Here is a 19691-nt window from a genome sequence, read left to right as displayed (position 1 = left end):
CATGACGCAAGTCACGGTGAAAGAACTGGCCCAAGAGGTCGAGGCACCGGTAGAGCGCCTGCTGCAGCAGATGCGTGAGGCAGGTCTGCCGCACACCGACGCCGGTCAGGTAGTGACCGACAATGAGAAGCAGACCCTGCTGACTCATTTGAAGAGCAGCCACAAGAGCAAGGCGGAAGAGCCGCGCAAGATTACCTTGCAGCGCAAAACCACCAGCACGCTGCGTGTCGCCGGTAGCAAGAGCATCAGCGTAGAAGTACGCAAGAAGAAAGTATTCGTGCAGCGCAGCCCGGAAGAAATCCAGGCTGAGCAGAAGCGTGAGCTGGAAGAGCGCCGTGCGGCTGAAAACGCTGCACGTGACAAGGTCGAGGCCGAAGTCCGTCAGCGCAACGAGGAGCAGGCACGCCGCCAGGCCGCTGAGGCGCCTGCCGCTGCACCTGCACCGGCCGCCAAACCGGCACCGGCACCGGCCGCTGCTGCACCGGCAGTTGCCGACGCCCCTGCGTCCGAAGACGCCGCAGCCCGTGCTGCCGAGCGCAAGAAGGACGAGACCCGTCGCAACGAAAGCCGTACCCGTGATGACGACCGTCGTCGTGGCGAGGCGCCGCGTGTGTCGATCAAGGTCAAGGTAAAAGAGAAGGAAAAGGCGCCTACGCCGCGTGCAGCGCCGCGCACCACCGACGAAGAGAGCGATGGCGCTCGTCGTGGCCGTGGTGGCAAAGGCAAGCTGAAGAAGCGTAACCAGCACGGCTTCCAGAACCCGACTGGCCCCGTCATCCGTGACGTAACCATCGGCGAGACCATCACCGTCTCCGAGCTGGCCAACCAGATGTCCGTCAAGGGCGCTGAGGTGGTCAAGTTCATGTTCAAGATGGGTACCCCGGTTACCATCAACCAGGTGCTCGACCAGGAAACCGCACAGCTGATCGCTGAAGAGCTGGGCCACAAGGTCACCCTGGTCAGCGATACCGCCCTGGAAGACTCCCTGGCCGAATCGCTGAAGTTCGAAGGCCAGTCCGAGTCGCGTGCGCCGGTGGTTACCGTCATGGGTCACGTCGACCATGGCAAGACCTCGCTGCTCGACTACATCCGTCGTGCCAAGGTTGCCGCTGGCGAAGCTGGTGGTATCACCCAGCACATCGGTGCCTACCATGTGGAAACCGACCGCGGCATGGTCACCTTCCTCGATACCCCGGGCCACGCAGCGTTCACCCAGATGCGTGCCCGTGGTGCCAAGGCCACCGACATCGTCATCCTGGTGGTGGCGGCGGACGACGGCGTGATGCCTCAGACCCGCGAAGCCGTTCAGCACGCCAAGGCTGCTGGCGTACCGCTGGTGGTTGCGGTGAACAAGATCGACAAGCCAGGTGCTGACCTCGATCGCATCCGTAACGAACTGGCCGTCGAAGGCGTGACCTCCGAGGACTGGGGTGGTGACACTCCGTTCGTCAAGGTTTCGGCGAAGATGGGTACTGGTGTCGATGAACTGCTCGAAGCCGTCCTGCTGCAGGCCGAGATCCTCGAACTGACCGCAACCCCGACCGCGCCAGGTCGTGGTGTAGTCGTCGAATCGCGCCTGGACAAGGGCCGCGGCCCGGTGGCCACCATCCTGGTTCAGGACGGTACCCTGCGCCAGGGCGACATGGTGCTGTGCGGCTCCAACTATGGCCGCGTGCGTGCCATGCTCGACGAGAACGGCAAGCCTGTTAAGGAAGCCGGCCCGTCGATCCCGGTCGAAATCCTGGGCCTGGACGGTACCCCGGAAGCCGGTGACGAGCTGTCGGTGGTGGCTGACGAGAAGAAAGCCCGCGAAGTTGCCATGTTCCGTCAAGGCAAGTACCGCGAGGTCAAGCTAGCCCGCGCTCACGCTGGCAAGCTGGAAAACATCTTCGAGACCATGGGTCAAGAAGAGAAGAAAACCCTCAACATCGTGCTCAAGACCGATGTGCGTGGTTCGCTCGAAGCGTTGAACGGCTCGCTTGGCGGCCTGGGCAACGACGAAGTGCAGGTTCGCGTGATCGGTGGTGGTGTCGGTGGTATCACCGAAAGCGACGCCAACCTGGCGCTGGCTTCGAATGCAGTACTGTTCGGCTTCAACGTGCGTGCCGATGCCGGTGCGCGCAAGATCGTCGAGCAGGAAGGTCTGGATATGCGTTACTACAACGTGATCTACGACATCATCGAAGACGTCAAGAAAGCCCTGACCGGCATGCTCGGCAGCGATGTTCGCGAGAATATCCTGGGCGTTGCCGAAGTGCGTGACGTGTTCCGCTCGCCGAAGTTCGGCGCCATCGCTGGCTGTATGGTCATCGAGGGTACCGTGTACCGCAACCGCCCTATCCGCGTACTGCGCGAGGACGTTGTGATCTTCGAAGGCGAGCTGGAATCGCTGCGTCGCTTCAAGGACGATGCTGCCGAAGTGCGTAACGGCATGGAGTGCGGTATTGGCGTGAAGAGCTACAACGACGTCAAGGTCGGCGACAAGATCGAAGTCTTCGAGAAAGTCCAGGTGGCTCGTACCCTTTAAGGGCGGGCACGTTGCGGGCAGCCCTTCTACGGGGTGGCTTGCAGCACCTCTTCAGGTAGCGCCCGGTCAGGCATTGGTCTGACCGGGCGTTTGCCGCTTTAAGTTACAGGTAACAAGAATGGCCAAAGAATATAGCCGTACCCAACGCATTGGCGATCAGATGCAGCGCGAGCTGGCCGAGCTGATCCGCCGTGAAGTCAAGGACCCGCGCGTCGGTCTGGTCACCATCACCGCTGTTGACGTCAGCCGCGACCTGGGCCATGCCAAGGTGTTCATCACCGTGATGGGCGAGGAAACCCCCGACGCCGTGCAGCAGTCGCTGAAGGCGCTGAACAGCGCAGCCAGCTTCCTGCGCCTGCACCTGGGCCGCTCCATGCAACTGCGCAGCGTGCCGCAGCTGCATTTCCATTTCGATGAAAGCGTCAGCCGTGGTGTTCACCTGTCGGCGCTGATCGAACGTGCAGTGGCCGAAGACCGCCTGCACAAGGATGCCGACGAGCCGGACACCAAGGAGTAAGCGGTGGCCCAGGTCAAACGTATCCGCCGCAATGTCAGCGGCATCATTCTGCTGGACAAGCCTTTGGGCTTTACGTCCAACGCCGCCTTGCAAAAGGTGCGCTGGTTGCTCAATGCCGAGAAGGCCGGCCACACGGGCAGCCTCGATCCACTCGCAACTGGTGTGCTGCCGCTGTGCTTTGGCGAAGCCACCAAGTTTTCGCAGTACTTGCTCGATTCCGACAAGGGCTACGAAACCGTCATGCAGATGGGCCAGACTACCAACACCGGCGACGCCGAAGGTGAGGTACTGCAGACCCGCGAGGTAACCGTTGGTCGTGCCGATATCGAAGGCGTGCTGCCGCGTTTTCGCGGGCCGATCAGCCAGATACCGCCGATGTACTCGGCGCTCAAGCGTGACGGGCAACCCCTTTACAAGCTGGCGCGTGCAGGAGAGGTAGTGGAGCGCGAGGCGCGTTCTGTTACTATTGGCCGGCTTGAGTTGCTCGAGTGCGAAGGCACCCGTGCACGGCTGAGCGTAGGTTGCAGCAAGGGCACTTATATCCGCACCCTGGTGGAGGATATCGGTGAGGCCCTGGGTTGCGGTGCCTATGTCGCCGAACTGCGCAGGACCCAGGCCGGGCCGTTTGCCCTGGCCCAGACGGTAACCCTCGAGCAGCTCGAACAGGCCCACGCCGAAGGCGGTAACGAAGCGCTCGACCGCTTCCTGATGCCATCGGACAGCGGCCTGCTGGACTGGCCATTGGTGTGCTTGTCCGAGCACAGCGCGTTCTACTGGCTGCACGGCCAGGCAGTACGCGCTCCGGACGCGCCACAATTCGGCATGGTCCGGGTACAGGATCACAATGCCCGCTTCATCGGTATCGGTGAGGTGAGCGAAGACGGGCGCATTGCGCCGCGTCGGCTGATTCGGTCGGAATGACCGAAACCACAGGCCAGGGCATGTGCCCGAACCTGCGGAACCGAGGTTGGCTGTCAGTAGGCACGGTCACACCTCTTTTATTGATACAGGGAGCAGTCCCTGGCCTATTGGAACCCGTTCGCGGGGTCCGTTTAATCAGGAGAAGCCTCATGGCCCTCAGCGTTGAAGAAAAAGCTAAGATCGTTGCCGAACACCAGCAAGCCGCCGGCGATACCGGTAGCCCGGAAGTGCAGGTTGCTCTGCTGACCGCCAACATCAACAAGCTGCAAGGCCACTTCAAGGCCAACGACAAAGACCACCACTCCCGTCGTGGTCTGATTCGTATGGTTAACCAGCGTCGTAAGCTGCTGGACTACCTGAAGGGCAAAGACACCACCCGTTACAGCGCGCTGATCGCTCGCTTGGGCCTGCGTCGTTAATAACGGCCTGGTTGGTGGTGTGCATGGCGTGCCGCAGGCCTCGGCAAGGCTGTTGTCCAGCCTTGCCGAGGGGCACGCCGTGCGTATATTCGAGGTTGGCAGCCTGGCAATGCTGAGCGGTTATCCGCTTGGCGCCAGGCTCCCAGCCTCGTGTTGTATCTGGACGGTCGACGGGGCCGATTCCCCCTGCTGCCCAAGCATTCGCAAGAAACCAGTTCCCCCAAGAGCCACTGAAGAAGGTAGGAAACCGTGAACCCGGTAATCAAGACATTCCAGTTCGGTCAATCGACCGTTACTCTCGAAACGGGCCGCATTGCCCGTCAGGCAACCGGCGCCGTGCTGGTTACCGTCGACAACGACGTCACCGTGCTGGTGACCGTGGTCGGTGCCAAGCAAGCCGACCCAGGCAAGGGCTTCTTCCCGCTCTCGGTTCACTACCAGGAAAAGACCTACGCCGCTGGCAAGATCCCAGGCGGTTTCTTCAAGCGTGAAGGCCGTCCTTCCGAGAAAGAAACCCTGACCTCGCGCCTGATCGACCGCCCGATCCGTCCGCTGTTCCCGGAAGGCTTCATGAACGAAGTGCAGGTTGTCTGCACCGTGGTTTCCACTAGCAAGAAGACCGACCCGGACATCGCTGCGATGATCGGTACCTCGGCTGCCCTGGCCATTTCCGGCATTCCGTTCGAAGGCCCGATCGGCGCTGCCCGCGTTGCCTTCCATGAAAGCACCGGCTACCTGCTGAACCCGACCTACGAGCAACTGGCTGCCTCGAGCCTGGACATGGTCGTTGCCGGTACCTCCGATGCCGTACTGATGGTTGAATCGGAAGCCCAAGAGCTGACCGAAGACCAGATGCTGGGCGCCGTACTGTTCGCCCACGATGAATTCCAGGCTGTGATCCAGGCAGTCAAGGAGCTGGCTGCAGAAGCCGGCAAGCCGACCTGGGACTGGAAACCTGCGGTTGCCAACACTGCACTGCTCAATGCCATCCGCGCCGAATTCGGCGAAGCGGTTTCGCAGGGTTACACCATCACCGTCAAGGCCGACCGCTATGCGCGCCTGGGTGAGCTGCGTGACCAGGCTGTGGCCAAGTTCTCCGGTGAAGAAGGCCAGCCTTCGGCGTCTGAAGTAAAAGACATCTTCGGCGAAATCGAATACCGCACCGTTCGCGAGAACATCGTAAACGGCAAGCCACGCATCGACGGCCGCGACACCAAGACCGTGCGCCCGCTGAACATCGAAGTTGGCGTGCTGCCGAAAACTCACGGTTCGGCGCTGTTCACCCGTGGCGAAACCCAGGCCCTGGTCGTTGCCACGTTGGGTACTGCCCGTGACGCCCAGCTGCTGGATACCCTCGAAGGCGAGAAAAAAGACCCCTTCATGCTGCACTACAACTTCCCGCCGTTCTCGGTAGGTGAGTGTGGCCGCATGGGGGGTGCTGGCCGTCGTGAAATCGGCCACGGCCGCCTGGCCCGTCGTTCGGTTCAGGCCATGCTGCCTGCTGCTGACGTGTTCCCGTACACCATCCGGGTGGTGTCGGAAATCACCGAGTCCAACGGTTCCAGCTCCATGGCGTCGGTCTGCGGTGCCTCCCTGGCCCTGATGGACGCCGGTGTGCCGATGAAGGCGCCGGTTGCCGGTATCGCCATGGGCCTGGTCAAGGAAGGCGAGAAGTTCGCCATTCTGACCGACATCCTGGGCGACGAAGACCACCTGGGTGACATGGACTTCAAGGTAGCCGGTACCGCCAAAGGCGTTACTGCGCTGCAGATGGACATCAAGATCAACGGCATCACCGAAGAGATCATGGAAATCGCCCTGGGCCAGGCCCTGGAAGCGCGCCTGAATATCCTCGGCCAGATGAACCAGATCATTGGCCAGTCGCGCACCGAACTGTCGGCCAACGCCCCGACCATGATCGCGATGAAGATCGACACCGACAAGATCCGTGACGTCATCGGTAAAGGCGGCGCCACCATCCGCGCCATCTGCGAGGAAACCAAGGCTTCGATCGATATCGAAGACGATGGCTCGATCAAGATCTTCGGCGAAACCAAGGAAGCGGCAGAAGCTGCCAAGCAGCGCGTCCTGGGTATCACTGCCGAGGCCGAGATCGGCAAGATCTACGTGGGCAAGGTTGAGCGCATCGTCGACTTCGGCGCGTTCGTGAACATCCTGCCTGGTAAGGACGGTCTGGTTCACATCTCGATGCTGAGCGATGCCCGCGTCGAGAAAGTGACCGACATCCTCAAGGAAGGCCAGGAAGTTGAAGTACTGGTACTGGACGTGGACAACCGCGGCCGTATCAAGCTGTCGATCAAAGACGTGGCTGCGGCAAAAGCCTCCGGCGTCTGAGTAGCGACAACGCGGTAGAAGAGGGCCCCGATCGGGGCCCTTTTTTTATGGCCGCTACGGAACCTTTAGCGGACTTGCATCTTGCATGCAGTTTTATCGTGCAGATTGCAGAATGCACGATCCAGGTGACCTGTTACTTTATGTAAGTAATTGATATATAAGCAAAAATAACAATTCTGAAAGCTGGCACAGCCCCTGCAAATAGTCTTGTATCTGCCGCCAGGACACAGGGCGCAGACCTTTCGAAAAACAGGAGTGACTCACATGAAGAAGTTCGCCATCGCTGCCGCTACTGCTACCGCTCTGACCCTGACCATGGCTAACGCCGCTTTCGCAGCCCAGGCCACTCAAGCGCCAATGATGCTTGCAGCTGGTGAGGCTACCAAAGCCAAAGAAGCTACTTCCGACACCTGGATCACCACCAAGGTCAAAGCTGATCTGCTGACCGAAAAAGGCATTCCAGGTAGCGACATCAAAGTGGAAACCAACAAGGGTGTGGTATCGCTGTCTTCGGACGTAGCGGTAACCGATTCCCAGAAAGAGATGGCCGTTGCCATCACCAAGAAAATCAAAGGCGTCAAGGCAGTCTCTGCCGACGGCCTGAAAGCAGAATAAGGATTGTCCCGCTGGCCAAATGGATTTGGCCAAACAAAAAATCCGATACCAGCTGCTGGTATCGGATTTTTTTTGCCTGCTTGGCTTACGGTCTAGTTGGCCAACCCGTTACTCCGCATCCAGATGCAGCGGTGTCACAACCCGCCCATCCTGCTCCGGCTTGCCAAGGCTGGTATCAATGAAATACACCCGGTCATCTTGCAGCTTGCCCTTGTCCACCAGGTAATCCTTGATACTACTGGCTCGCTCCTGGCCCAACGTGCGCAGTAATGCGGTGCTTTCCGACCACGACTTGATCACCGCCTCGCGCAGCCGTGCCGCCCGCTCGTCACGCCCAAGCTGTTCCCACTCGGCGGGTGGCTGCTGTTTCAGGCGGGTGCGGTAGATGCCTTCAAGCATTGCCGGCTTGTCGCCATCGTCTACCGCCAGCATCGAGGCGTTGGCCGGTACCTTGTCGCCGCGCCGCTGCAGGATCTTGTACCAGGTTGCCTGGTACTCACGCTCCAGGCGCTGCTGGGCAATCAACGGCCCGTCACTGGCCTGGGCGCTGGTACCCTCGATCTCAAGGCGCAGCTCGGGGCGCTTTTTCAACGCTTCGGCCAGCTTGTCCAGCGACGCCTGGGCATCACCGCCCAATTCGCTGGAGCCGGGTGCGAAGGCCACGGTGCCGAGGTCTTGCGAACCGCCGCCGGCGATCAGCCCGCCGATGAACTTGAACGGCGCCTGGGCCGCGCGCAGCACCAGATTACGCAGGGTCTGCCAGACGATGGGCATTACACTGAACTGTGGGTTGTTCAGGTCGCCCGACACCGGCAGCTCGATGGAGATCTTGCCCTGGGTGTCTTTCAATAGCGCTACCGCCAGCCGGATTGGCAGGTCGACGGCATCCGGGCTGTCGACCTTCTCCCCAAGCTGCAATTGCTCCACGACCACCTTGTTCTCGGCCTTCAGTTGGCCCTTGGTGATCAGGTAATGCAGGTCCAGGTTCAGCCGGCCCTTGCGAATGCGATAGCCTGCGAACTTGCCCGAGTAGGGGGTGAGGGTGGTCAACTCCACGCGCTTGAAGCTGGTGGCGATATCCAGGCTTGCGAGTGGATCGAACGGGTTGAGGGCACCTTTGATGGTGACCGGTGCGTAGCGGTCGACCTTGCCCTGGACTTCCACCTTGGCCGGCAGCGGTTTACGGTTATCAATGGTGCCAATTTGCCCGTTCAGCTGTTGCGCAGCCGTGGCGAAGTTGGGCGTGAGGGAGAGGTCGGCGAAATTCGCCGAACCGTCGTTGATCACGATCTGGCCAATATGTACACCCAGCGGCTTGTCGCCTTTGCTGGCAGCAGCAGGCTTGGCCTGTACCGTCGCCGGGGCGCTGGCTGGCTGTGGAATCAGCAGGTCGTTGATATTGGTAGTGCGGTCCTCGTTGATGATGAAGCGCGCATAAGGCTGTTGCAGGGTGACCTTGTCGATCGACAACGCATCACCGTGCACGTAAGAGAGCCCATCTACGTCGACTTCTTGCCATTTCACGAAGTCACGGCTCTTGATGGTATCCAGCGTGTGCAACTGGCTCACCTGCGCCTTGCCCGTGACCGTCAAGGCCAGCGGGGCAGTGTTCTTCAGATCCACCTTGAGGTCGCTGGCTAGCATGCCGCTGCGCAGCTCCAGCAGGATGTAAGGGCTGATGTAGGCTTGCGCAAGGCGCAGGTCGATATCGTGGGTGTTCACGTCCAGTTTTGCCCATACCGGCGCCAGGTTCACCTGCCCGCTGGCCTGCAGCTTGCCTTGCTTGCCGACCCCGGTGTCGAGCCTGACCTTGAAGGGCGTCTTGTTGAGGCTGTCGAACCCTTGCAGGTCGGCATTGAGCGGGCCTAGGTCGAGAGCCACCGGTTCCTTCTGGGTACGGTCCGCCAGGTGCACCAGGTAATTGCGCAACTGCACGTCCTTCAGAAGCACCTGCCAAGGCGTGCTGGGCTGGGTAGCGGCCGGCTGTTCCGGGGCAGGCCCGGCAGCCGCCGGTTCGGCCTTTTCCTTGGGCGTGGCCTTGGCCGGCTGGCTGGCGAACAGCTTCTGCCAATCGAGCTGGCCGTCCTTTTCCAGGGCGGCCCAGGTTTCCAGCTTGTCGCTGCGGACCTTGCCAACGGTCACCCGCTGCTTGACCAGGTCGACTGTGGTTTCACTCAATTCCAGGTTGGCCAGGCGCGCCAGGGGGCGCCCATCGGGGGCCTTGATGGCGAACGGTGCAATCCGCAGCGAGGCGTTTTCCAGCACCAACTCGGTCTTTTTTGCCAGGTTCAGGCGGTAGTGCGTATTCAGGCTCAGCTTGCCGTCCTCAAGCACAAGTGGCACAGCATCGCGCACGTAAGGCCAGAACAACTTCATCTTGCCATCGGCGACCTTCAATGTGCCTTCGGAAGCGATGGGGGACAGGCTGAGGGTGCCTTGCCAATCGATGCGTCCGCCGTTGGGGCCGTTCGCAACCAAGGTCATGTCGGCATTGTCGTCGGGCAGGGTGCTGAGGTTCTTCAGCTCCAGGTTCATGTTGTCGTAGAGAAACTCGATGGGCTCGCTTGGGCGCTGGTCCTCGAAGCGAAGGTAGCCTTGTTCAAGCTTGATGCTGCCGACACGCAGTGGGAACGGCTTGCCCGGTGGGTCATCTGCCTTGGCGCTGCTGGGGGGTAGCTTGAACAGGCTCGCCAGGTTGAGTGTGCCGTCCTTGGCGAACAGCACCTCGTTGCGCAGCTTGGCCAGTTCCACTGCCTCCAGGTGCAGGGCGCCGGTCCACAGGCTGTCCAGTGACAGGTTGGCGTAGAGCTTCTCGAAGGCCAGCTGTTCCTTGCCCGGTTCACCGATTTGCAGGCCCCACAGGGTCAGTTCCAGGCTGAATGGGTTGAATTCGACCCGCTGCAGGTGCGCCGGCACGGTGGCGTACTGGGCCAGTTGTTGATTGGCGATACGCAAAGCTACACCGGGGAGGATGAAGAAGCCGAGCAGGCTGTAGAGGGCGACCAAGGCCAGCAGTGCGCCAGCGGCGCGCATCAATCCTTTGTACATGTATCGCTTCGTCTGTGCGGGCAGGGGGTGGTTGGAGTATGGCACGTTAAATCAGTTCCGCTGAGCGGGCGGCAGCGCTTACTCAATGCCCATGCGCCTGCGGGCGCGGTGGGCCGAGCCATCGCGCATCGCCCAGCGCAGCACTGGCGCGGTGCGTTGCAGGCCCAGCCGGATCATGCGCTGTTGCAGGGGGCCGTGCCCCAGGCCCAATAATTGCTGCGCCCAGGCAGGCATCAGGTCGATGCCGGCGTGCAGCATCAGCTTGCCCACCGGTTGCGCCAGGCGGCTAGGGGCCGGGGCATCGAGCAGGATGCGGACCACCTCGTGGCTGCGTGCATCGCAGCTGAGCTGAGGGCGCATATGCTGGAGATAATCCTCCACCTGCCGGCAGGTGCGTGGTACGTCGCGGGCCCCTAGGCGTTCTGCGACCAGTGCGATTTCGCCGTAGTACGCGTCCTGGTCAGCAACTGACAGGTGCGGGTCGCGGTAGCGCAGGTGCGCCGCCAGAAAGCTGCTCACTTCGGCCACGTGCACCCAGGTCAGCAGTTGTGGGTCGCTGGCGGCGTAAGGGCGGCCATCAGGCGCATGGCCTGTGACCTGCAGGTGAATCTGGCGCACCTTCTCTATCAGCCATTCGGCATCGGCGGTGGCACCGAACGTAGTGCCAGAAATGAACTGGCTGGTGCGCCGCAGCCGGCCCAGCAAGTCATGACGGAAATTGGAATGGTCCCACACGCCGGCCAGCGCCAGAGGGTGCAGCAATTGCAGCATCAGGGCGCTGATACCGCCCACCAGCATGCTCGGGAAGTCGCCATGCACCCGCCAGCAGAGGCTGTGCGGGCCGAACAGGCCAGGGTCGCCCTTGGGCGACTCCAGGTCGAGCTGGCCCAAAGCCAGCCCGGTAAGGCTCATGACCTGTTTTTCAATGCGGCGGCGTAGGGCTTCCATGGCGACCTGGGGTGCAGGGCGGCCAGATGGCCGCCGGTTACTGATTGAGACGGGTGTCGATCAAGCCCTGTACAACGCCAGGGTCGGCCAGGGTGGAGGTATCCCCCAGGCTATCCAGTTCGTTGCAGGCGATCTTGCGCAGTATACGCCGCATGATCTTGCCCGAGCGGGTCTTGGGCAGTGCGGGTGCCCACTGGATCAGCTCGGGCTTTGCGAAGCTGCCGATCTCCTTGCTGACCAATGCCAGCAGTTCTGCCTTCAATGCATCACTCGGTGTAACCCCGTTCATGGTAGTGACGAAGGCATAAACGCCCTGGCCCTTGAGGTCATGGGGGTAGCCGACCACGGCGGCTTCGGCAACGCTGTCATGCAGCACCAGCGCGCTCTCCACCTCGGCAGTGCCAATGCGGTGCCCCGAGACGTTGATCACATCATCGATGCGCCCGGTGATCCAGTAGTCACCGTCGGCGTCGCGGCGGGCGCCGTCGCCGGTGAAGTAGTAACCCGGTATCGGTTTGAAGTAGGTCTCGACCATGCGTGTGTGGTCGCCGTAGACGCTGCGGATTTGCGCCGGCCAGCTGGCCTTGATGACCAGCAGGCCCGCCCCGGGCCCTTCGATGACCTGGCCCTGCTCATCCAGCAGCACAGGTTGCACGCCGAACATGGGCTGAGTGGCGCAACCCGGTTTGAGGGTGGGGTTGCCGGGCAGCGGGGTAAGCATGATGCCGCCGGTCTCGGTTTGCCACCAGGTGTCGACGATGGGGCAGCGCTGCTGCCCGACGTCCTCGAAGTACCACTGCCAGGCCTCCGGGTTGATCGGCTCGCCAACGGTACCCAGCAGCCGCAGGCTCTGGCGTGAGGTGCCTTGCAACGGCGCTGAGCCTTCGCGCATCAGGGCGCGCAAGGCCGTAGGGGCGGTATAGAAGATATTCACCTGGTGCTTGTCCACCACCTGCCAGAACCGTGAGCTGTCCGGGTAGTTGGGCACGCCTTCATACATCAGCGAAATGGCACCGTTGGCCAGTGGGCCATAGACAATGTAGCTGTGGCCGGTCACCCAGCCGACATCGGCCGTGCACCAGAACACCTCGCCGTCGCGGTAATCGAACACCACCTTGAAGGTCAGGGCCGCCTGCAGCAGATAGCCGGCGGTGGTATGCAGTACACCCTTGGGTTTACCCGTGCTGCCGGAGGTGTAGAGGATGAACAGTGGGTCCTCCGCATCCATGGCTTCGGGCTGGCACTGGTCACCGGCGTGCTCGGTAGCCTGGTGGTACCAGAGGTCACGGCCCTCGCTCCAGTCAACCTTACCCCCCGTGCGCCGCACCACCACCACTGTGCCTACGTCGGGGCAACTGGCCAGGGCCTTGTCGACGTTGTGTTTCAGGGGGATGCGTTTGCCACCGCGCACGCCTTCGTCGGCGGTGATGACGGTGCGGCAGTCGGCATCCAGAATACGGTCACGCAATGCATCCGGGGAAAAGCCGCCGAATACCACCGAATGCACTGCGCCGATGCGCGTACAGGCCAGCATGGCAAAGGCCGCTTCGGGGATCATGGGCATATAGATGCACATGCGGTCGCCCTTTTTCACGCCGCGCGCTTTCAAGGCATTGGCCAGGCGGCACACATGCAGGTGCAGTTCGCGGTAGGTGATAGCCTTGGCATCGGCCGGGTCGTCACCCTCCCACAGCAGGGCCGTCTGATCCCCGCGCTGGGCCAGGTGGCGATCAATGCAGTTGTAGCTGACGTTGAGCTGGCCGCCTGCAAACCAGCGGGCATCGCCCGTGTTCAGGTCACACTGCTGCACCTGCTGCCAGGGTTTGATCCAGTGCAGGCGCTTGGCTTGTTCGGCCCAGAAGGTGTCTGGGTCGTCGACCGACTGGCGGTAGAGGCGGCGGTAATCGTCTGGGGATAAAGCGGCTGCCTGGCTGACGGCCAGGGCTTGTGGGTATTTGCGCAGATCGAACATGGCGGTGGTCCTGCTCTTGTAAGGGGCGATGGACGGCAACGGCTATTCGATAAGACAGTGTAGTGGAAGGGGGTGTTCAACCTGCTCCCACCGGTTGCAACACACAGCTGCAAAAGCCTGTGGGATACCGGTGGGAACAGGTAGGGACTAACCGCGATGGCGGCCGCGGAAGTAGTTGATCAGGCCCTGAGTGGAGCCATCGTCAGCGGTGGTTTCAGTGCTGCCGACCAGGCGCTCGTAAACACCCTTGCCCAACTCTTTACCCAGCTCCACGCCCCACTGGTCGAAGGCGTTGATACCCCAGACCACGCTCTGCACGAACACCTTGTGCTCGTACATGGCTACCAGCGCACCCAGGCGGCGAGGGCTGATGCGTTCAACCACCAAGGTGTTGCTTGGGCGGTTGCCCGGGATGACCTTGTGTGGCGCCAGTTTGGCGATGTCTGCTTCGTCCATGCCCTTGGCTCGCAGTTCTGCTTCGGCTTCTTCACGGGTTTTGCCGAGCATCAGGGCCTGGCTCTGGGACAGGCAGTTGGCGTACAGCCATTGATGATGGTCGGCGACCGGGTTGAAGCTCACCACCGGGACAATGAAATCGGCGGGGATCAAGTGGGTGCCCTGGTGCAGCAACTGGTGATAGGCATGCTGGCCGTTGCAACCCACGCCACCCCAGATCACCGGGCCGGTTTCAGTCTTCACCGGTGAGCCGTCCTGCAGCACGCTCTTGCCGTTGGACTCCATGTCCAACTGCTGCAGGTGCTTGGTGATATTACGCAGGTAGTGGTCGTACGGCAGGATCGCGTGGCTGCTGGCGCCCCAGAAGTTGCCGTACCACACGCCAAGCAAGGCCAGCAGCACCGGCATGTTCTTCTCGAACGGCGCGGTCTGGAAATGCTGGTCCATGGTGTAGGCGCCAGACAGCAGTTCCTTGAAGTTGGCAGTGCCGATGGCCAGTGCAATGGGCAGGCCGATGGCCGACCACAGTGAATAACGCCCACCCACCCAGTCCCACATCGGGAAGATGTTTTCTTCCCGGATACCGAAGGCCACGGCCGCAGCCTTGTTGCTGGATACGGCGATGAAGTGGCGGTAGAGCTCGGCTTCCGAGCCGCCCTGGGCCAGGTACCAAGTACGCGCCGCCATGGCGTTTTTCAAGGTTTCCAGCGTGTTGAACGACTTGGACGAGACGATGAACAGGGTGGTTTCGGCACGCAGGCTGGCCGACAGCTCGTGGAATTCGCTGCCGTCGATATTGGCCAGGTAATGGCAGCGTACCCCCCGCTGGGCGTAGGGCAGCAACGCTTCGGACACCAGCTCCGGGCCGAGGAAGGAGCCACCGATACCGATGTTGACCACATCGGTGATCGGTTTTTCGCTGTAGCCGCGCCACAGGCCGTCGTGGATGCGGCCGACCAGTTCGGTGATCTGGTTGAGCACTTTGTGCACTTCCGGCATGACGTTCACGCCGTTGACGCTCAGCTTGTCGCCGACCGGGCGGCGCAGTGCGGTGTGCAACACCGGGCGGCCTTCGGATGCGTTGATGATCTCGCCATTGAACATCGAGGTGATGGCGTCCTGCAGGCCCACTTCCTTGGCCAGGTTCACCAGCAGGTCGCGGGTTTGCTCGGTGATCAGGTTTTTCGAGTAGTCCAGGAACAGGCCACAGGAGCTCAGGGAAAACTGCTCGAAACGCTGGGGATCGGCGGCGAATGCCTCACGCATGCTGAAACCTTGCATGGCATCGCGGTGTTGCTGAAGCGCCTGCCAGGCGGGCAGTGCCGTGACATCGTGTGGGTTACGGTAATACGCCATTGCGCGGGGTCCCTTGTGCATTGTGTTGCCTTGGACACGGCAGTCATTGCCGCGTTCAGACTGGCACCATTATAGGCAAAGGCCTCGCGCAGGGAATGGGTATCACCGGGGGATTTGGATGAAGCTTTTGCAGTGCCAGCAGCGGGTCAATGCGGCTGTAGGAATGGCCCTACCCAGGTGTAAGGCCGATCCGAAAAGATACCTACGCGGTTTTGTCTTCAACATGCAGGTAGAGGTTATCGATCAGCCGGGTTGTGCCCAGGTAAGCGGCGGCGATCAGCACCAGGTCGCGGTCATCGGGCAGCGCCGGGCGCAGGCTCACGGCATGACGCACTTCCAGGTAGTCCGGCCGTAGGCCGGCCGCGTTCAATTGCGCTTGCCCGTCGGCTGTCAGCGTCGCGAAATCGCGCTGGCCACGCGCGATGGCCGCGCCCAGGTGCTGCAGAATACGGTACAGGGCGGGGGCTTGAGCCCGCTGCTCCGGCGTGAGGTAGCCATTGCGTGAGGACAGTGCCAGGCCATCCTCGGCGCGTACGGTTGGCTGGCCGATGATCTGGATCGGCATGTTCAAGTCGCGGACCATGGCGCGTATCACCGCCAACTGCTGGTAGTCCTTTTCGCCGAAAACAGCGAGGTCCGGCTGCACCATGTTGAACAGCTTGCTGACCACGGTGGCCACACCTTCGAAGTGGCCTGGCCGGCTGGCGCCGCACAGGCCTTCGGACAGCTGCGGTACGCTGACCCGGGTCTGCACGCTGGCGCCGTCGGGGTACATTTCCTGAACGGCTGGGGCGAACAGCAGGTTGCAACCCGATTCCACCAGCAGTTGCTGGTCTGCAGCCAAGGTGCGCGGGTACGTGTCCAGGTCTTCATTGGCGCCGAATTGCAGCGGGTTGACGAAGATGCTCGCCACCACGAAGTCGGCGCACTGCGCGGCCTTTACCACCAGCGCGGCGTGGCCACTGTGCAGGTTGCCCATGGTGGGCACGAACCCGACACGCTTGCCTTCGCTGCGGGCCCTGGCCACGGCTGCGCGCAGTTCGCGAACGGTCTTGACTGTATTCATGCGCTGAACCCGTGTTCGCTGGCTGGGAAGCTGACCTGTTTGACTGCCTGTACATAGGCTGCAAGGGCGCTGTCGATATCTGGCTGGCCATGCATGAAGTTTTTAACGAACCTGGCCACCCGGCCACTGAGCGACAACCCCAGCATATCGTGCAGCACCAGCACCTGCCCGTCAGTGGCGCTGCCCGCACCAATGCCGATAACCGGCACGCCGGCGGCCTGGGTGATCTGCGCAGCCAGTTCGCTGGGCACACACTCGAGCAACAGCATGGCGGCGCCTGCCTGCTCCAGGGCTTTGGCATCGGCCCGCAGTTGGGCCGCCTGGGCTTCCTGACGGCCTTGCACTTTGTAGCCGCCCAGAACGTTGACGGTCTGCGGCGTCAGACCCAGGTGGGCGCACACCGGCACGCCCCGTTGGGCCAGCTGGGTGATGGTTTCGGCCAGCCATGCGGCGCCCTCGATCTTGACCATATGCGCACCGGCCTGCATCAGGGCGGCGCTGTTGGTAAAGGCCGCTTCCGGGGTGGCATGTGCCATGAACGGAAGGTCGGCGAGGATCAGCGCGCCGTGGTTGCCCCGCTTCACGCAGGCTGTGTGATAGGCCATGTCTGCGGTGCTGACCGGCAGGGTGCTGTCGTGGCCTTGCAGGACCATGCCAAGGGAGTCGCCCACCAGCAGCACTTCGACACCGGCCTGGCTGGCGGCCTTGGCGAACGTCGCGTCGTAGCAGGTCAGCATGGTGATTTTTTCACCCTTGGCTTTCAGGCCATTGAGGGTGGAAAGGGTTACTTCAGGCATGTAGAAAATTCCTCGTTCAGGCGCTGTAGGAAACGACTGCGTTCAACCTGTGTAGTCATTTTCCGGAGCGGCACATCATCGCGTGTGATGTTCGGGCACAGGTCCGTCCGGGCCTAGATACGGGTTTATACGGGTGCGCGGCATCAGGGTGCCACACGGGACGCCTATAGTCGTGAGCGAGGTGGGGGAAGTCAATCACCCTGTTACCGCATTGTTACGATCAGGGTGTTACTGGCGTTACCGGGCCGCGTATGGGCGGCGAAGGGCACTGGTTACAGGCGTTCCAGCCCCGCGTACGGGCACGCCTCAAGCAGTTGTGCAAGGCGGCGGCCATCGGCCAGCTGAAAATCGGCGGGTACCAGCTCAGCCAAGGGGTACAGCACGAAAGGCCGTGCGTGCATGTGGTAGTGGGGTACTTGCAGGCGCGGCAGGTCGAGCACCTGGTCGCCGAACAGCAGGATATCCAGGTCCAGCGTACGCGGGCCCCAGCGTTCCTTGCGTACGCGGCCCTGGTCGTTCTCGATGGCCTGCAACGCATCGAGCAGGGCCAGGGGCGCCAGGGCAGTGTCCAGCGCGGCAACGGCGTTGGTGTAACGCGGCTGGCCGGGCAGCAAGGAGTCGCTGGTGTACAACGCCGAGGCCGAGACCAGGCGACTTGTCGCGATCTCGCCAAGTGCCTGCAACGCACTGCGCAACTGTTGTGCGGGTGCGTCCAGGTTACTGCCCAGGCCGATGTAGGCGCGAACTGTCACTCGAATGCCTCTTCGCCACCACGCTTGCGTTTGCTGCCGCTACGTTTGCGTTTGCGCGTACCGCCGGCTTCGTCCCGGCTGCCAAGGTCGCGGATCATGTCGCGACGTTCGCTGTCGTTGGCGTCCTGGTAGTCAGTCCACCACTGGCCGAGCTCGTCGGTTTCTTCACCGGCACTTTCCCGCAGCAGCAGGAAGTCGTAACCGGCGCGGAAGCGCGGGTTGTCCAGCAGCATGTCGGCACGCTTGCCACTGCGTCGCGGCAGGCGCTCCTGCATGTCCCAGATTTCGCGAATAGGCAGGGTGAAGCGCTTGGGGATGGCAATGCGCGCGCACTGCTCGGCGATCAGGTCGTGGGCCGCGCCGTTCATGGCCGGAATAGGCGGCACACCCTGGCTTTGCAGGTGCAGTACACGGGCTGGCAGGGCAGGCCACAACAGCGCGGCGAACAGGAACGCCGGGGTGACCGGTTTGCCTTGTTTGACGCGCAGGTCGGTATTGTTGAGTGCCTGGCTGATCAGCGTGTGGGTGTAGGTGGGCCGTTCGTCCAGGGCATGCGCGCTGGCAGGGAACAGCGGCTCGAACAGCTGCAGGTCCACCAGCATTTCGAAGGCGAGCGCACCGTGGCCGGACAGGAACAGCTTCAGGCTTTCTTCGAACAGGCGCGCTGGCGGGATTTCTCGCAGCAGCGGTGCCAGTTCGCGGATAGGCTGCACCGTGTGTTTTTCGATGCCAAAGTCGAGCTTGGCTGCGAAGCGCACAGCACGCAGCATGCGTACAGGGTCTTCCTGGTAGCGATGGGTGGGGTCGCCGATCAGGCGCAACAGGCGATTGCGCACATCGTGCACGCCGTTGGCGTAGTCCAGGATACGCTCGCTGACCGGGTCGTAGTACAAGGCATTGATGGTGAAGTCGCGGCGCTGCGCGTCTTCCTCCAGGGTGCCGTATACGTTGTCGCGCAGAATGCGGCCGTTGGCGTTATGCGACGAACGGTGGCTGTCACCCTGGTCATCCTCGGAGTGCGGCGCACGGAACGTGGCTACCTCGATGATTTCACGGCCAAAGTGCACGTGAACCAGCTTGAAACGCCGGCCGATGATGCGCGCATTGCGGAACTCGGCCCGCACCTGCTCGGGCGTGGCGCTGGTGGCGACGTCGAAGTCTTTGGGTGTGATGCCCAGCATCAGGTCGCGGACACAGCCACCCACCAGATAAGCCTGGTAGCCGGCGCTTTGCAGGCGCTCCACGATATTGACCGCGTGGCGACTGAACTGGTGGCGCTGCAGCGAATGCTGGCTCTTGTTGATCACCTCAGGCGTGGTGCGCCTGTGATGCTGGCCCGTCACGGGCGGGCGGAACGACTGGAACAGCTTCTTCAGCATGGGATGCACTGTTTGAAGGAATGTTCGGCCAAGGATAAGAGAATGGCCGCATGATGGGCGGGGATTCTAGCATTTACTGACGGGATGGTGTAGGCGGTCGAAGAATGCCTGCCAGAAGGGTAGAAACGACAAGGGGAGCCTAAGCTCCCCAAGAAGTCGTTGCGTGCTCTTATTGTTTTTGTACGGGCTTCTTGTTTTTGTTGAGTGCCCTGCCATCAAGCTCGAAGCTTGTGGACCACCCCCAAACCAGGGGTAAAGAGCAAACGGATTGCTTTGGTCGCTGATGCCATGTTGATCTGTCGATCCAATCAGTTCAGGCGCTGCTTTTTAGTGCAGTTTTTGTTGTTCTCTGCCTGATCGTGGGGCAAACCCCAAACATCCATCCTCTCCAAAAGAATCAGTTAGCTGCGCCTCCGCCGTCTTGTTCTTATTGTGCGTGAGCCGTTTCGTCTTGTTCTTATTGTGGGTTGCAGTGCTTGTTATTGTTTTTGTACTAAGCATATAGCAGAAGCCGTGCCAACTTTGGCAGCGCCAGTAAATACGGGGGGTTGGGGGTTTTACGG

14 protein-coding genes are annotated in these 19691 nt (G+C 61.7%); 6 read left to right on the top strand and 8 right to left on the bottom strand.

Going from position 1 to position 19691, the window contains the following annotated elements:
- Nucleotide 1 precedes the first annotated feature (1 nt).
- The 6 genes from infB (at nt 2) to IAE36_RS01115 (ending at nt 7354) form a co-directional block, all read left to right on the top strand.
- Nucleotides 2-2527, top strand: a complete 2526-nt coding sequence (gene infB / locus IAE36_RS01140) for a translation initiation factor IF-2 (protein ID WP_201209771.1) — start codon at nt 2-4, stop codon at nt 2525-2527.
- A 118-nt stretch (nt 2528-2645) separates the two neighbouring features.
- Entirely contained in the window at nt 2646-3044 is a 399-nt protein-coding gene (gene rbfA / locus IAE36_RS01135) for a 30S ribosome-binding factor RbfA (protein WP_028632620.1), read from the top strand.
- A gap of 3 nt (nt 3045-3047) precedes the next feature.
- Nucleotides 3048-3965 (top strand): tRNA pseudouridine(55) synthase TruB, encoded by a 918-nt coding sequence (gene truB / locus IAE36_RS01130; RefSeq protein WP_028632619.1) that lies wholly within the window; start codon nt 3048-3050, stop codon nt 3963-3965.
- A 149-nt stretch (nt 3966-4114) separates the two neighbouring features.
- Entirely contained in the window at nt 4115-4384 is a 270-nt protein-coding gene (gene rpsO / locus IAE36_RS01125) for a 30S ribosomal protein S15 (RefSeq protein WP_023533188.1), read from the top strand.
- A 249-nt stretch (nt 4385-4633) separates the two neighbouring features.
- On the top strand, nt 4634-6739 hold the full coding sequence (pnp, locus tag IAE36_RS01120; protein WP_028632618.1) for a polyribonucleotide nucleotidyltransferase: 2106 nt from the start codon (nt 4634-4636) through the stop codon (nt 6737-6739).
- 264 nt (nt 6740-7003) lie between these two features.
- Entirely contained in the window at nt 7004-7354 is a 351-nt protein-coding gene (locus IAE36_RS01115; RefSeq protein WP_028632617.1) for a BON domain-containing protein, read from the top strand.
- A gap of 108 nt (nt 7355-7462) precedes the next feature.
- Here the strand turns inward: IAE36_RS01115 and IAE36_RS01110 are convergent, their stop codons facing one another.
- From IAE36_RS01110 to IAE36_RS01075, 8 genes are all read right to left on the bottom strand, one after another.
- Nucleotides 7463-10402 (bottom strand): DUF748 domain-containing protein, encoded by a 2940-nt coding sequence (locus tag IAE36_RS01110; RefSeq protein WP_201209770.1) that lies wholly within the window; start codon nt 10400-10402, stop codon nt 7463-7465.
- A gap of 78 nt (nt 10403-10480) precedes the next feature.
- Complete coding sequence (locus IAE36_RS01105; RefSeq protein WP_201209769.1) at nt 10481-11350, bottom strand: oxygenase MpaB family protein; 870 nt, start codon at nt 11348-11350, stop codon at nt 10481-10483.
- A gap of 37 nt (nt 11351-11387) precedes the next feature.
- The gene (gene acs / locus IAE36_RS01100) at nt 11388-13322 is read right to left on the bottom strand and encodes an acetate--CoA ligase (RefSeq protein ID WP_201209766.1); all 1935 of its coding nucleotides are present in this window, start codon (nt 13320-13322) and stop codon (nt 11388-11390) included.
- A 147-nt stretch (nt 13323-13469) separates the two neighbouring features.
- Nucleotides 13470-15134 carry a glucose-6-phosphate isomerase gene (gene pgi, locus IAE36_RS01095; RefSeq protein ID WP_028632613.1) on the bottom strand — a complete coding sequence of 555 codons (1665 nt, stop codon included), beginning with the start codon at nt 15132-15134 and terminating at the stop codon, nt 13470-13472.
- A gap of 202 nt (nt 15135-15336) precedes the next feature.
- Entirely contained in the window at nt 15337-16200 is an 864-nt protein-coding gene (gene panC / locus IAE36_RS01090) for a pantoate--beta-alanine ligase (protein WP_028632612.1), read from the bottom strand.
- Nucleotides 16197-16997: a 3-methyl-2-oxobutanoate hydroxymethyltransferase gene (gene panB / locus IAE36_RS01085; protein WP_201163602.1), complete on the bottom strand. Its 801-nt coding sequence runs from the start codon at nt 16995-16997 to the stop codon at nt 16197-16199. The genes panC and panB overlap by 4 nt, the downstream gene beginning before the upstream one ends.
- Before the next feature lie 272 nt (nt 16998-17269).
- The gene (gene folK, locus IAE36_RS01080; RefSeq protein ID WP_201209763.1) at nt 17270-17749 is read right to left on the bottom strand and encodes a 2-amino-4-hydroxy-6-hydroxymethyldihydropteridine diphosphokinase; all 480 of its coding nucleotides are present in this window, start codon (nt 17747-17749) and stop codon (nt 17270-17272) included.
- Nucleotides 17746-19128 (bottom strand): polynucleotide adenylyltransferase PcnB, encoded by a 1383-nt coding sequence (locus tag IAE36_RS01075; RefSeq protein ID WP_201163600.1) that lies wholly within the window; start codon nt 19126-19128, stop codon nt 17746-17748. Before IAE36_RS01075 ends, folK begins: the two co-directional genes overlap by 4 nt.
- Between the last annotated feature and the right edge of the window lie 563 nt (nt 19129-19691).

This window comes from Pseudomonas sp. S36 (assembly GCF_016647875.1).
Classification (GTDB): Bacteria; Pseudomonadota; Gammaproteobacteria; order Pseudomonadales; family Pseudomonadaceae; genus Aquipseudomonas; species Aquipseudomonas parafulva.
This window is presented reverse-complemented; position numbering and strand designations above follow the sequence as displayed.

Coding starts and splice junctions, on each gene's coding strand:
- IAE36_RS01105 (WP_201209769.1), bottom strand. CDS start 11,350: ATGGAAGCCCTACGCCGCCGCATTGAAAAACAGGTCATGAGCCTTACC.
- pgi (WP_028632613.1), bottom strand. CDS start 15,134: ATGGCGTATTACCGTAACCCACACGATGTCACGGCACTGCCCGCCTGG.
- rbfA (WP_028632620.1), top strand. CDS start 2,646: ATGGCCAAAGAATATAGCCGTACCCAACGCATTGGCGATCAGATGCAG.
- IAE36_RS01075 (WP_201163600.1), bottom strand. CDS start 19,128: ATGCTGAAGAAGCTGTTCCAGTCGTTCCGCCCGCCCGTGACGGGCCAG.
- IAE36_RS01110 (WP_201209770.1), bottom strand. CDS start 10,402: ATGTACAAAGGATTGATGCGCGCCGCTGGCGCACTGCTGGCCTTGGTC.
- infB (WP_201209771.1), top strand. CDS start 2: ATGACGCAAGTCACGGTGAAAGAACTGGCCCAAGAGGTCGAGGCACCG.
- panC (WP_028632612.1), bottom strand. CDS start 16,200: ATGAATACAGTCAAGACCGTTCGCGAACTGCGCGCAGCCGTGGCCAGG.
- IAE36_RS01115 (WP_028632617.1), top strand. CDS start 7,004: ATGAAGAAGTTCGCCATCGCTGCCGCTACTGCTACCGCTCTGACCCTG.
- panB (WP_201163602.1), bottom strand. CDS start 16,997: ATGCCTGAAGTAACCCTTTCCACCCTCAATGGCCTGAAAGCCAAGGGT.
- rpsO (WP_023533188.1), top strand. CDS start 4,115: ATGGCCCTCAGCGTTGAAGAAAAAGCTAAGATCGTTGCCGAACACCAG.
- acs (WP_201209766.1), bottom strand. CDS start 13,322: ATGTTCGATCTGCGCAAATACCCACAAGCCCTGGCCGTCAGCCAGGCA.